The following is a 13,331-nucleotide window of genomic DNA, read 5'->3' as shown; positions in this document are numbered from 1 at the left end:
AAGGTGTTACGGAGTCTTCCATTTTACCAAAAAATGCGTAAAATCAATTACTGCAATATAAACATACGATCGCTACATTACATGAATTCGAGAAGTGCAATTAAATAGTTCAATTAATCTCCATCATATGTCATTATCAGTAGGTTCATAGTTATGTTGGTTTTTGTGCATGAAAGGTGACTGCGGAGGTAAAACTTTTAGTAAGTGCCTTTCTGCCGTATCTAGTATATTTGCGAAGCTTATTTAAAGCTGGGCGATCGCAACACAAAAATTTAGTCACGCCACTTGCCTTATCTATATCAAAAGGTTAGTAGTGTGACTAACATCAGTCCTCTCATTCTGGAGGAGCGATTTAGCTATGTGATTGTTACCAGTCTTGTGAATACCCCAGTATAGAGCGATCATCGTCTGGAATTCGCGTTGGTACACCCAAGTGTTTGCGAGCTTCTTGTTCTGCTAGATTTCTGTCTTTTTGGTTGTTAAACTGCCCTTCTTCCAGTAGATACTTGCTGCGTGCTGCCTTGTCACGGGAAGGCGCAGAGCCATTTTTCCATTTGTACTTAAAACCCATGATCAAGCAATGCCTCAACTTTTATTTAGGTTTAATTTCATCGATTACTAAGACCACCGTTCCTAGTAGTGGGTTTTTCCTTGCACCATGTCTGGTATGGGGGTAAACCTTTTGTAGTATGGCCAGCAACAGGTTAGGTTCAAGCGAAGCAAGTTTAATGGGTGAGAAATTCACTCTTGGATAACCAAAATTTTCTGCTCCAAATAATGCTGAAGCAAACGATCATTCTTGATAAATTGCCGTATTTCAGTTAACTGTTCGCTGCTAACTTCAGTTACTCCAGGAACGAAACATATTCCTAAAATAAATATCTGAGGTGGGAGATATTTTCCTGTTAGTTTATAATTTACTGTTGCCACAAGCTCACCATTTTTTCTAAAGCAAATGCGGAGTGTAAATCTTCATATTGGGCTATTGCATGTTGACAAGTAAGCTACGCTAAATTCTGTGACTAATGCCCAATAAGAATATACAGATTAGATAGTTGAGTGATAAACTAATTGCTCCGCAAGCGTAATGCAATAAACAGCTTACACATGAGACGATGATCTTTTGTCTACCTTCGTAATAGCTTTATTAACTCTGAGATTACGACCCATAAATTCAGTGTCTAAGAGTGAGTAAATTGCTGCTGCTTCTTCAGCGTCTGTTTTCATTTCTACAAAAGCAAATCCTCTCCTCTCACCACTTTGCCGACATGTAGGTAAGCGAACTTTAATTACAGATCCATATTCTGAAAATATCTGTTTGAGGTCATCTTCTTGAACCTCTTCAGAGAGATTACCGACATAGATTGACATAAGAATCTCCAATATCTAATTAAGGTATAGAGATTTAGATTCGGAGAGATGCTAATTGTGGTCAATCACATAGCCGAAAATAATTCTCGATGCTTTAACCCTAACATAGAATATTGATTTACGCTTATGAGATTCTACATTCAGCCTTTTACCTGTTTCACTTACAGACGAATGTAGATCTCATTTATCCTATGCTAAGGGCTGGCATTTCTTGATAACAATGACCACAACGCCAGTAAATACCTCCTAAACGTATATGACACAGTAGAGTATATGAACAGCAGGGACAAGTATGCTTACTCTGCATAGATTCCCAAATATATGTGGCTGTATTTGCTTGACTGTTATCAGTTGTAAAATGAGTCAGTGCTTGACTCGACCTATTGAATAAAAGTTTCATTTTTAATCCTAAATTTGGGTGAAATCAGATGAGGTTTTCACCATAGATAACGATAGTAATTTGTAATTTATTTCGCAATTATTCTTGAATGTTAAAATGTTAATTTTATATATCATTGATTGCCAGTTTTTTTGTTTTTTTAATAGAACAAATTATTTTATAAATAATTAATTCTCTAGTCACTCCATACACATTTCTCAAATACTGTACTCAGTCATGGCTCTATTAACTTTGAGGCTATATCCCATCAACTCAATACCTCTCAAAGCTCGAATTGCTTCTGCTTCCTCAGTGCCTGTAGCCATTTCAACAACCGCAAATCCCCTCTTCTCACCAGTTTTTTGGTTCAGAGATATTTGAATTTTATTAACATATCCATATTCAGAAAAAATTCGTTTGAGGTCATTTTCTTCAATTTCATCAGATAGATTACTAACATAAATTGACATAAAAAATCTCCTGAATCAAAAAATATAGAGATTTAGATTCGGAGAGGCGTTTGTTTAGATATAAATTTCATTCACATAGCCGAAAATAATTCTCGATAATCTAATCATAACATCATGCAAAAATAACATGTATGTAAATCTCTGCTATTTAACCTCTACAATTCTTATACAGAGTAAGTGTAGACACACAGGTCAAGGCAGATTTGGTGGTGTGAACTACCTACAATGTATGCAGTTAACCACCTAGATCACAACATATTTAAGGATTTCATCCTAGTAAAGCCGTAACTATATCTGTCTCTTCCCACGGCACATTTTCCAGATCCATCCTACCAACATGACCATAGACGGCTAGTTTGCGATAAAATCCGCCTTTAGCGATCGCACTCAACAACCGCAAATTAAATTTCTTGATAATTCCCGCCAAGCGAAAATCAAAATTCTTTTCCAACAGTACCGTAATTTCTTCATCGGAAATTTTGCCTGTACCAAAGGTTTCTACCTGAATGCTGACAGGTCTAGCTAATCCCATTGAGTAAGTTAGCTGCACTTCACATTCTTCAGCCAAACCTGCTGCGACAACATTTTTCGCCGCATAACGTGCAGCATAAGCACCAACCCTATCTATTCGGGTGGGATCTTTACCACTTAAAGCAGCACCACTGTGGCGAGAATATTCTCCGTAGGTATCGATCGCATTCTTTCTACCAGTTAACCCCGAATGTACAGACGGGCCGCCAATCGCAAAAGGTTGATCAAAGTCAATAAATATTCTCGTCTTATCGTCAGGCTGATATTCTGCTTTTGCAAAGACATGATCAATGACGATCTCTTTAACTTCTTGCTGGAGTGTATTTTCATCAGCAATATTTGATGTAGAACTAGGCTTTTTACTAGCCAGAATTGAGATACTGTGGATTCTGTAGGGTTTGCGATCGCGATATTCAATCCCGACTTGAGTTTTACCATCCGGTGCAATGTAAGGAAGTATTTTCTCGTGTCGTACATTAGTTAGTCGCCTAGCTAATTGGTGCGCCAACCATATCGGAAGTGGTATCAAAGCAGGAGTTTGCTTACAAGCAAAACCAAATACTGTCACCTGATCTGTAGCTGGAATTAACTCAATTTCATCATCTGATAATTTCTTTGCGTCCCAATAACGATAGCTGCTAGATTGCAATTCTTTAACACTAGTGACAATACTACAAGTTTTCGCATTAAAGTCAGGTTCATCATAACCAACTTGCTCAATTACTTTGCGAGCAATTTTCGTAAAATCTACAATTGCATCCGATTCAAATCTAGCAGCAATAAATACTATCGCCGTTGCAACTGCACATTCTGCAATGACATGAGAATAAGGATCTTTTTGCAGGAATTTATCAACAATTGCATCGCTAATTTGATCACAAAGTTTATCCGGGTGTCCTTCAGTCACGGATTCCGAGCTAAACATGAAGTCTTTTTTCATAAAAATTTAATGTTTTGTTTGTAATAAGGACTTTAGTCCTCAAAATAAGGACTAAAGTCCTTACTACGAACTTAAAATAATATGCCAGTTGTGTAAGTCCTGTCTAAATAGGAGTTGTAAATCTTAAAAGTTATTGCTGTAATCCCTTCGTGATAGACAAGATCCCCGACAACTCCTGCGAAGTCGGGGATCTGGGCTTTGTGATTCTCACAAATCACAAATCAATAACTTAAGAAAATTCTTTGACTTTATTCAATATCCACTAACAGACAACAACAGCAACAGTTTGTAACTCAACTTCTTGTTGTTCTGCTGCTTCTAATACAGGGCTAGTAGCAGAGTCATTTTTACTACTAGGAAGCAGACGTGGGGAATTGTGATCTCCTCGCAAATATCTAGTCGCTATTTCCTTTCTACCTTCATTGAACAGGAATGGCAATACAGCACTACTACCGATTACCGCAGTATCAACAAGGTTGATCGGCGAGATTTGCAGCAGACCTTTGAGTCCGGGTACGATCGCGGCTAGGATTTGGAGAGCTAAGGAACTACCTATGGCTATATTTAAGTATTTGTTAGGTGGTAGTTTTTCCTTGCTGAAGATTGTGTGAGTCTGGGAACGACAGGTATAAGTATGCAACAGTTGAGCAATAGTCAAACTCATAAAGCCGATGGTGCTGGCTTGGGGGCCGAAACCATAACGAGTGATACCATACCAGTAGGCTGCTAAGGTGCTGGCAGATAATGCTGCCGATTCCACCAAGATTCTACCAAAGTCTGAACTTCTAATGATTGGTTCCTTGGGATCGCGGGGTGGTGTGAGCAATACATCTGGTTCTGGTGCTTCCATTGCCAGGGCTAAAGCTGGGAAGATGTCTGATACCAAGTTCACCCACAATAGTTGTATAGCTGTCAGGGGATGACCAATACCAGCTGTAGTTGCTGCTAACATCACCATGATTTCGCTGGCGTTGGTAGACAGCAGGTAGTGGACAGATTTGCGGATGTTGTTGTAGATTGTCCGTCCGTGGCTAACAGCAATAATCATCGTTTCCAGATTATCGTCTTCCAAGATAACATCTGCAACTTCACGAGCAACATCTGTACCAGTATGTCCCATGGCGATCCCGACATCAGCAGCTTTCAACGCTGGGGCGTCATTAATGCCATCGCCTGTCATTGCAACTACTTTACCGCTACTTTGCAATGCTTGCACAACTTGCAATTTATTTGCAGGGCTGATTCTGGCGAAAACATGGACGCGATGCAAGAGTCCTTTCATTACCTCTGGCTCGAGGTTGTTGAGGTGAGTGGAATCGAGAATTTGCAGTTGTTCGCCTTTGCTCAGATTCAGTTCTTTGCCAATGGCGTAAGCTGTTGGACTTTGATCGCCAGTAATCATCACTGTATCGATCCCCGCTTGATGGAAACCTCCCATCAAATCTTGGACGCCATTTCTGATCGGGTCGATCATACCGACTAATCCCAACCAGATTAAATCGCGAGTATGGATCTTTTCGGTTTCATCAAGTTGATAAGCAACTCCCAATACCCGCAGTGCTTTACCAGCCATATCATCGTTGTCGTTTTCAATGACTTGTTTGTCTGCTTCGGTGAGGGGAACTTTTTCGCCGTTCTTGATTTGCCAACTACATAGACTGAGAACTTCTGACGGACTACCTTTAACTGCAATCAGCTTTTGCTGTTCGTCTGGGGTAGTGTGGAGTGTCGCCATGTAATTGCGTTCTTGGGAACGGTGATTGATCTTCAGTCGCGGATAATTTGCTCGCAGATTGGGGACATTGACTCCTCCTTTAATCGCAACATCGATCAGAGCATTTTCAGTCGCAGAACCTCTGACGGTGTACTCATCACCTTCTTTTTCAACTTCACTTTCGTTGCACAGCGTTAAGACATGAATCAGCTTTAAGAGCTGTTCGTTTTCATAGGGATTAACTGCTTCTTTGCCGAAAAGCAATTCGTCAGCAGATGCTTGGATACACTTATTATCTGTACACAGTTCTACAACTGTCATCCGGTTGGCGGTGATCGTTCCGGTTTTATCCATGCAGATTGTCTGGACAGAACCAAGGGTTTCTACCGCATCCAAACGCCGAATGAGGACGTTGTGTTTCCTCATGTTAGCGATCCCCAAAGCCAGAGTTGTAGTCGCGACTGTGGGTAAACCTTCGGGAACTGCTGCTACTGCTAGAGAAATCGATGATTTGAGCATTTGCAGCAAACTATTCCCGCGCAGGATGCCGATACCAAAGAATAAGGCACAAACTGCGCCCGATACCATAACTAGCTGGCTTCCGGCTCGGTCTAACTGTTTTTCCATCGGGGTTTCGGGCAATGTGGCCTCACTAACCATCATTTGGATATTGCCCATTTCAGTGTATTTACCAGTGGCAACTACTACTGCTGTTCCTTGTCCACCAGTAACTAGGGTTCCCATGTAAACCATGTTGGTGCGATCGCCCAAGGCAATATTTTCACCAACTAGAGTCTGAGCATATTTGCTCGCGGGCATACTCTCACCAGTCAGCGCCGATTCATCTATACTGAGGCGACGTGCTTCTAAGAGTCTCGCATCTGCTGGTACATAACTACCGGGTTTGAGAATCAGAATATCCCCGATGACGATTTCTTGAGCGCTAATTTCTTGAATGTTGCGATCGCGAAGTACAAACGCTGTGGGATTAACTAGATTCTTCAGCGAACGAATCACCTTTTCCGAATTGCTTTCTGTGGCGTAACCAATGGCAGCATTGATCACTACCACCCCCATAATTACCACAGCATCAACCAAACCCCCGGTAGCAACTGAAACACCAGCCGCTACAGCTAAAAGTCCTACGGGTAAAGATTTAAACTGATCAATAAACATACTTAACCCGGAGCGGGGATGTGCTTCCGGTAAAGCATTTGGACCGTATTGTTTCAGCTTTTGTTGGGCTTTGTTGGTAGTTAATCCTGATTCTTGGGAAGTTTTTAACTCCGTAATGACTGCATCAGTTTCTTTAAGATGCCAAGTAGCTATTTCTTGTTGATGAGTATTAGCTGTCAGCTGATGGGATTTTTTGTTGCTTGCAGGTTTTTTTGCCTTTTTCGGAAATCGGTTGATTTTTTTTGTTGCCTTGACTATAGAGTGCTGACTTTGTTTGGTATACTCTATAACCAGGTGTTCAATCTGTGCAGCAAGCGCTAAAACAGTCTGTCCTGGTTGGTAGAGTACCAGAACATTGCCAGTGGAGGGATTGGCACTTACTTGTGTAATCCCCTGCACCTCTGACAACCTCAACTCTAGGTATTTCTTGAAAGCTTCCGAGCCTTGCAAGCCATTGATCTTATACCTAGCCCTCCCCTTCACAGCAGTATGCAATGCACGCACGAAAGCAGCCCGACTGCGACGGGAGATGTTGCAGTGATTGTTCATTTCTTCATTCAGTTGTGAGAAAAACTACTTCACTTAGAATTTACTATTGTAATGTTTATTCTAGTCTTAACCTAGGTTTAATGCAAAAAATTTAACTAACTTTATTGATTATGGAACTCAATTAAGCTAGAAAGTGCTATCTTACGACATTTATTTTGTAAACAAAGATTAATCTCAATATTCTCAGAAGATATCTCAAGCTGTCTCTGCTAAATACCGATGTACAAAAGTCACAGCCATTGCACCTTCACCCACGGCTGATGCAACCCTCTTAATTGAACCATGTCGGACATCACCCGCCGCAAAGGAACCCGGTACGCTGCTTTCAAGAAAGAAGGGATCACGCTCAAGTGTCCAACATTCGGGCGGACGACCTTGTTTAAGTAAGTCTGGTCCAGTTACTATGTAGCCAGCATTATCACGTATAATACTTGTATCTTTTGCCCATTCTGTATTAGGCATCCCACCAATACAAACAAATAACCGATGAGTGTCGATTTTTTGAACCGAACGATCACGACAGTTGGTCAGTTCAATTTGACGCAGTGTGCGATCGCCATCTAAACCTGTGACTTGAGTCTGATAGAGGACTTCAATGTTGCTAGTGTTAGTGATGCGATGAATGAGGTACTGCGACAACGTAGCCGCTAGACTATCACCGCGAACCAGCATAGTTACTTTTTTTGCATATCGAGAGAAATGCATCACCGCTTGACCAGCTGAGTTACCACCACCCACTACAAACACGTCTTCATCTTGACACATGGGCGCTTCGCTAACTCCCGCACCATAAAATAATCCAACATTAAGATAGCGATCTTCGTTGGGGAGACCAAGCCGCCGATACTCTACGCCCGTTGCACAAATGTTTGCCCGTGCAATCATTTTGCTACCATCAGCCATGTCTACGTAGATGCGATTATTTTTAAATTCGGCTTTGATCCCTTCTTGGATCAGCAATAACTCAACACCGAATTTAACCGCTTGCTGACGGGCGCGCTCTGCCAATTCTGCACCACTGATTCCTTCAGGAAATCCCATATAATTCTCAATTAAGGAGCTAGTTCCAGCCTGTCCCCCAACTGCATGGCGCTCGATGAGGACAGTCCGTAATCCCTCCGATGCGGCGTACACAGCAGCACTGAGTCCAGCAGGCCCAGCACCATAAATAGACAGATCATATTCTTGGAAGCGTGGTTGTGTCACCCATCCCAAACGCTGGGCAATTTCTCGAATAGTCGGAGCAAAGGTTTGTGTTCCATCTGGGAACTCAACCACTGGTAGCCGAATATCGTTGAGAGATGGAAGACCGAGTTCTCGATCGCAGTCTTGATCACAAGTGAGTTCAATCCAGTCGAATTCCACAACGCTGCGGTTGAGAAAATCACGAATTGCATAAGCTTCTGCGGAGTTGGGTTGACCATAAAGCCGCACTTTTTTTTGGTACATAGTCTTGTCTTTTTCCTAAACTTGTTGAACAGAGGTGGTGTTCTCGCCAAATCGACCGACGCCGTAGCTAAATTGAGAGCGATCGCCTAGCGTTTGACCGTGTTTGAGTAGATGTAAGCCATAGGCAAGTTGAGCAGATTCCCAAGCCTTTAAGGCTTTAGGAACATCGTGTTCATGTTCAATCAGAGCATCGGCCAGAGCGATCGCATTCGCCGCAGCTTTAGATGTGCTTGCTGCTGTATGGGGACGGGGAATGAAAGCAGCATCCCCAACCAGCGCCACTCTTTCAAAGCTCATTTGAGGAATCCCCAGATCCAGAATTGCTTGCACAAATGGTTCTTGAGTTGCTGCAACTAGTTTCCGAAATGGTGGAGCTAGCACTGTATCCGCATAGACTCGCATTTGCTCCTCAACCGACGAGGCTAACATTCTTGGTGGGATGGAATAGTCACGGTGTCTACCTTCTTTGTCTGTCAAAATACGTGGTAATTCTGTCAATTCGTTATAATTGACATACCAAACCCAGTTAAAGCGGCGTTCTCCGGGTACGAGAGATTCATTTTCTCCTGGGATGACATATTGGAGAATGTGAGAATTGGGAAATTGGTAAAATACAAATCGCTCTGTAAACAAAGCCGCAGCGTCTTGCTCTAGATCAGCTTCGTTGACTAAACCGCGATAAGCAACGTATCCAGCATAATCATAATGAGCATCTGGTAGAAACAGCTGACGCACGGTAGAGTTTGGCCCATCTGCGCCAATCAACAAATCACCGATTTTACGAGTACCATCAGCAAATATTGCCATGACTTGTTCACCATTTTGCTGAATATTGGTCAGGAGTTTTCCTTGGTGATAATGTTGGGATGGAAAATGCCGACGCATAGAACTGTAGAGCAAATTCCAGGAAGTCAAAGTTTGACGCATCGGCATCCGTTGAGCAATGCTGCCATCGGGGTTCAAGTAATATCTTTCGTGTGCCACTACACCCAGTGATGCTTTATGGCTAACACCTGCTCTTTGAAATGCTTCAATAACATCAGGTTGTAGGACAATACCACCGCCGCGACTGTCGAGTGTGTGAGCAGAGCGTTCATAAATATCAACGTCCCAACCGATTGATCGGAGCATGAGGCCGGCAAACAAACCACCTAATGAGCCGCCGATGATGATGGCATGGTTGCCTGTGGGTTTCATAATCCCCTCCTAATATGCAGCTTCTAATTCATTCACAGCATTTTGCAAAGCCACTAAATAATCATCTATCGATTGTGCGCCGACTAGAATTTCTTGACCAATGCGAATAGTTGGCACGCTGCGGACATCTCTGGCTTTTGCTTGTCTTTCGAGTTCTCTAACTTCCTCAATCCCCGCATCTGACAAAAGGAATGTTTTTGCCGTATTAGCATCGATGTCAATTTCAGCTGCAAGATTGGCTAAGGTTTCAATATCGCCAATATTCTGTCCTTCGGTAAAGTAGGCTTTCAAAATCCGTTCAGCCATCTTGGTTGCTTTGTCGTTCTTACTAGCGAACCAGGTTAAGCGATGGGCGTTGAAAGTATTGGGTGTTACCTGCATTAAGTCATAGCGAAAGTTAATTCCATCTGCTTGAGTTGCCTCTATCGTTTTTGTATCTAATATTTGCGAGTATTCCCAACTGCCAAACTTTTTGGTACGGTAGGTTTTGCGATCGATACCTGCTTTTGGCAGATCAGGATTTAACTCAAACGGATACCAAATGCGTTGAACTTCAACCTGAGAATTGAGTTGTGCGATCGCCGTAAGGCGGGTGCTTTGCACCATCGCGTTGCGTGTGAATATCACAATCGCTTGATTGAGTCGTGCGTCTGCAACCAAACACCAAGGGCAGATAAAATCTGAAGTTATTTCAACTATTAAAGTCATGGTTTTCTTCTTTTTGGATTACACCTTGATTGCCATAGTTAAACCATAACTTCATTCATAAGAAATGTTAATATAGCTACAACGCCAAGCACCTTTGCATATTTTGCAAAAGTAAAGGATATTCCATATCCATGGATCAATTTGCAGCGATGCGTGCCTTTGTGAAGGTAGTGGAGATGGGTGGATTCTCGGAAGCTGCGCGTCAATTAGAATTGGCAGTTTCTTCAGTCACTCGCCAAGTGAACTCACTCGAAGCCATGTTAAACACTCAGTTACTTAACCGCTCAACCCGTAGCATCACGCTCACACCACAAGGTCGTAATTACTACAACAGAATAGTGCGTATTTTGCAAGATGTGGAGGAAGCAAATCTTTGTGTAATGGAAGGAGAAGACACACCACGGGGTGTGTTAAAAGTTGGGATGCCAGTAGCATTTGGACGGCTCCATATCGCGCCAATTGTCAGTACTTTTCTGATTCAGTATCCAGAAGTTAAATTAGATTTACATCTGAGTGATGGATTATCAAACCTAGTGGAAGAAGAGCTAGACGTCGTAATTCGCATTGGCAACCTTGATCGCTCCCATGCTAATCTAATTGTCCGCAAACTTGTTTCCTATTCTCGTCTGGTTTGTGCTAGTCCAAATTATTTCCAACAGCATGGTAAACCTCAACACCCAAATGACTTAGCTCACCACAATTGTTTGTTATTTGCCTATTTCACCAACTACAACATCTGGCGGTTCCAGCGAGACACAGAAATTTGTGAGGTGAAAGTTAGTGGTTCTCTAGTGGCAAACAATTCGGAAATATTGCGTCAAGCATGTTTAGACGGTGCAGGTGTGATCCTGATGCCAACTTGGTTGATTAGTGAAGATATTCGAGCCGGGCGCTTGCAAGCGATGCTAACTGATTTCCAAGTGCATCCCCAAACGGAGATGGATACGGGCATTTACGCGCTTTACTTGCCGAATCGTAGATATTCACTTCGAGTCAAAACGTTTATTGATTTCTTGCTCCAAAAATTTGGTGATCTGCCTTATTGGAAATCTAAGTAATCTGCTTATGTTGTTGTGTTTGGTTGTTGAAATTTGTAGATATCTTTGATGGTTTGTACCCAACCATCGGCTAATGATTCCCAGATGCGATCGCCTTTTTCTTTTGTTGCTGTGGTTGGATCTCCTAGTACGCCACTTTGAGATAAGTCTTTTGTTGCCCAAGCAAAGGGTAGCTTTCCTTCCATACTCAGAACGCTATCTGTAGGTAGATTTTGCGGATACTCAGTAACTGCATTTGCCATTTTTACTTGTTCGGGCAAAATTGCCAGCATCAAGGAAGTTTCTGCATCTCCGGCGTGAATTCCTAACTCTAGTTCTTTAGGTGTCAGCAATTCTTTGGCTATATTTGGTACTCGCCAAGTAAATAGAGGAAAGATACAAAAGTCATCATATTTAATATGTAAATCTCTGGCAACTAGTTCTATAATTTGTGGTTGTCCACCATGAGAATTCATCAATACTAATTTCCGAAAACCTGCTCGATAAATACTCTCACAAACTTCCATTAATAAAGCAATTAGTGTTTGAGAAGTTAGAGTAATAGTACCGGGAAAATGCCAATGTTCGTTTGATTTACCGTAATAAATATTAGGTAAGGCGTAGGCTGGAATATCAGCATCTAATTTAGATAATGCTTTGCCTAAAACGGCTATACTAATTGCGGAATCGACAATTAATGGTAAGTGCAAACCATGTTGTTCAATTGCACCAATGGGTTGAATTATGACGACATTTTGTTTATCTGGCATGTTTTCAATATCTTGCCAAGTAAGATAGGGAAAAAATCTGGATGGGGGAATGAAAGAATTTAACATAAATTGGTCAATTGTCATTGGTACAGACGCGATTATACTCTTACGAGAAGCCGCTCTTACGAGCGTCTACGCGTTTATACAATAGTAATTGGTCATTTATCATTTGTATTTCAAATTCTTCTAAAGCTTGGAGATTTCCTACTTGCCAAGCAATGATTGTAGTGCCACTGGGCAGAGGCTTATCAGACACCAATAGGGGTGAAGTTAACCAAAACAATTCTACCAAAAAACGTCAAAAGTCACGCATTCAAAACAATTGTATTCCCAGCTTTCGTGCCATGAGAGAACATCAAAGCGTTTGTTGAATACGTTTCAACGTTGCTTATTAACCTTCTTTCATCCATAGAGAACATCAAAGCGTTTGTTGAATACGTTTCAACGTTGCTTATTAACCTTCTTTCATCCATAGAGAACATCAAAGCGTTTGTTGAATACGTTTCAACGTTGCTTATTAACCTTCTTTCATCCATAGAGAACATTAAAGCGTTTGTTGAATACGTTTCAACGTTGCTTATTAACGAGAACCCATTCACAACAAACAAGAAAGCGATGCTGCAAAGCAGCCGCTAAGCGATCGCAAATCACAATTAAAAAACCGCGTAGATGAAGAGTTTTCGTCCCCGTTAGGGGTGAAGGTAGTCTACGACCCTACCCAATGGAAACACTTACCATATTTAGAAATTACCACATCAGTAAACTGAACCCCAGGTGAAACAACTATAGCAGTTCTCGGTTGTGTCCAATACGCACCCCACCCCTTAATCCAGGGGATTAAGGGGTGGGGTTCCGACTGTATTGCAATCAAGTCAGAAGCGCTATAGTAAGTCTAATTCAGCCAAACGGCAGTTTTTTGATTCTTCTTTTCTAATAATTACCAGCGACTCGTTGCGATAGCGAACCATAGTTCCTGGTTCGGTTAAATACAGCAGATTGCAGGTAGATAGAGTACACTAAATGCTAGTGTATCAAACGTG

13 protein-coding genes are annotated in these 13,331 nt (G+C 41.9%); 1 reads left to right on the top strand and 12 read right to left on the bottom strand.

Annotation, left to right across the window (positions count from 1 at the left end):
• Window positions 1–367: 367 nt before the first annotated feature.
• From AC5JMK_RS11855 to AC5JMK_RS11810, 10 genes are all read right to left on the bottom strand, one after another.
• Complete coding sequence (locus tag AC5JMK_RS11855) at window positions 368–571, bottom strand: bromodomain-containing protein (RefSeq protein ID WP_096674881.1); 204 nt, start codon at window positions 569–571, stop codon at window positions 368–370.
• 170 nt (window positions 572–741) lie between these two features.
• Window positions 742–930, bottom strand: a complete 189-nt coding sequence (locus AC5JMK_RS11850) for a hypothetical protein (RefSeq protein ID WP_096674879.1) — start codon at window positions 928–930, stop codon at window positions 742–744.
• Window positions 931–1,101: 171 nt separating this feature from the next.
• Window positions 1,102–1,371: an RNA recognition motif domain-containing protein gene (locus AC5JMK_RS11845; protein ID WP_096674877.1), complete on the bottom strand. Its 270-nt coding sequence runs from the start codon at window positions 1,369–1,371 to the stop codon at window positions 1,102–1,104.
• Window positions 1,372–1,555: 184 nt separating this feature from the next.
• The gene (locus AC5JMK_RS11840) at window positions 1,556–1,771 is read right to left on the bottom strand and encodes an eL43 family ribosomal protein (protein ID WP_096674875.1); all 216 of its coding nucleotides are present in this window, start codon (window positions 1,769–1,771) and stop codon (window positions 1,556–1,558) included.
• Window positions 1,772–1,968: 197 nt separating this feature from the next.
• Window positions 1,969–2,220 (bottom strand): RNA recognition motif domain-containing protein, encoded by a 252-nt coding sequence (locus tag AC5JMK_RS11835; RefSeq protein WP_495910162.1) that lies wholly within the window; start codon window positions 2,218–2,220, stop codon window positions 1,969–1,971.
• A 268-nt stretch (window positions 2,221–2,488) separates the two neighbouring features.
• On the bottom strand, window positions 2,489–3,691 hold the full coding sequence (metK, locus tag AC5JMK_RS11830; protein ID WP_495910161.1) for a methionine adenosyltransferase: 1,203 nt from the start codon (window positions 3,689–3,691) through the stop codon (window positions 2,489–2,491).
• Window positions 3,692–3,953: 262 nt separating this feature from the next.
• Entirely contained in the window at window positions 3,954–7,130 is a 3,177-nt protein-coding gene (locus AC5JMK_RS11825; protein ID WP_495910160.1) for a cation-translocating P-type ATPase, read from the bottom strand.
• Window positions 7,131–7,325: 195 nt separating this feature from the next.
• Window positions 7,326–8,579 carry an NAD(P)/FAD-dependent oxidoreductase gene (locus AC5JMK_RS11820; protein WP_096674866.1) on the bottom strand — a complete coding sequence of 418 codons (1,254 nt, stop codon included), beginning with the start codon at window positions 8,577–8,579 and terminating at the stop codon, window positions 7,326–7,328.
• A gap of 15 nt (window positions 8,580–8,594) precedes the next feature.
• Window positions 8,595–9,776: an FAD binding domain-containing protein gene (locus AC5JMK_RS11815; protein ID WP_096674864.1), complete on the bottom strand. Its 1,182-nt coding sequence runs from the start codon at window positions 9,774–9,776 to the stop codon at window positions 8,595–8,597.
• 9 nt (window positions 9,777–9,785) lie between these two features.
• Complete coding sequence (locus AC5JMK_RS11810) at window positions 9,786–10,484, bottom strand: DsbA family oxidoreductase (protein WP_495910159.1); 699 nt, start codon at window positions 10,482–10,484, stop codon at window positions 9,786–9,788.
• A gap of 131 nt (window positions 10,485–10,615) precedes the next feature.
• Here AC5JMK_RS11810 and AC5JMK_RS11805 point away from each other — a divergent pair, with 131 nt between their 5' ends.
• Window positions 10,616–11,542 (top strand): LysR family transcriptional regulator, encoded by a 927-nt coding sequence (locus AC5JMK_RS11805; protein ID WP_495910158.1) that lies wholly within the window; start codon window positions 10,616–10,618, stop codon window positions 11,540–11,542.
• A gap of 5 nt (window positions 11,543–11,547) precedes the next feature.
• Here AC5JMK_RS11805 and AC5JMK_RS11800 read toward each other — a convergent pair whose 3' ends face one another.
• Both AC5JMK_RS11800 and AC5JMK_RS11795 read right to left on the bottom strand, forming a co-directional pair.
• Window positions 11,548–12,357 carry a creatininase family protein gene (locus tag AC5JMK_RS11800; protein ID WP_096678788.1) on the bottom strand — a complete coding sequence of 270 codons (810 nt, stop codon included), beginning with the start codon at window positions 12,355–12,357 and terminating at the stop codon, window positions 11,548–11,550.
• 40 nt (window positions 12,358–12,397) lie between these two features.
• Window positions 12,398–12,547, bottom strand: coding sequence for a hypothetical protein (locus AC5JMK_RS11795; RefSeq protein WP_495910157.1), 150 nt, complete (start codon window positions 12,545–12,547; stop codon window positions 12,398–12,400).
• Window positions 12,548–13,331 lie beyond the last annotated feature (784 nt).

The organism is Pelatocladus sp., assembly GCF_059505505.1.
Note: the sequence above shows the minus strand (reverse complement) of the source record. Positions and strands in the feature narration are given on the sequence as shown.

Coding starts and splice junctions, on each gene's coding strand:
- AC5JMK_RS11835 (WP_495910162.1), bottom strand. CDS start 2,220: ATGTCAATTTATGTTAGTAATCTATCTGATGAAATTGAAGAAAATGAC.
- AC5JMK_RS11825 (WP_495910160.1), bottom strand. CDS start 7,130: ATGAACAATCACTGCAACATCTCCCGTCGCAGTCGGGCTGCTTTCGTG.
- AC5JMK_RS11805 (WP_495910158.1), top strand. CDS start 10,616: ATGGATCAATTTGCAGCGATGCGTGCCTTTGTGAAGGTAGTGGAGATG.
- AC5JMK_RS11840 (WP_096674875.1), bottom strand. CDS start 1,771: ATGAAACTTTTATTCAATAGGTCGAGTCAAGCACTGACTCATTTTACA.
- metK (WP_495910161.1), bottom strand. CDS start 3,691: ATGAAAAAAGACTTCATGTTTAGCTCGGAATCCGTGACTGAAGGACAC.
- AC5JMK_RS11800 (WP_096678788.1), bottom strand. CDS start 12,357: ATGTTAAATTCTTTCATTCCCCCATCCAGATTTTTTCCCTATCTTACT.
- AC5JMK_RS11815 (WP_096674864.1), bottom strand. CDS start 9,776: ATGAAACCCACAGGCAACCATGCCATCATCATCGGCGGCTCATTAGGT.
- AC5JMK_RS11820 (WP_096674866.1), bottom strand. CDS start 8,579: ATGTACCAAAAAAAAGTGCGGCTTTATGGTCAACCCAACTCCGCAGAA.
- AC5JMK_RS11810 (WP_495910159.1), bottom strand. CDS start 10,484: ATGACTTTAATAGTTGAAATAACTTCAGATTTTATCTGCCCTTGGTGT.
- AC5JMK_RS11845 (WP_096674877.1), bottom strand. CDS start 1,371: ATGTCAATCTATGTCGGTAATCTCTCTGAAGAGGTTCAAGAAGATGAC.
- AC5JMK_RS11855 (WP_096674881.1), bottom strand. CDS start 571: ATGGGTTTTAAGTACAAATGGAAAAATGGCTCTGCGCCTTCCCGTGAC.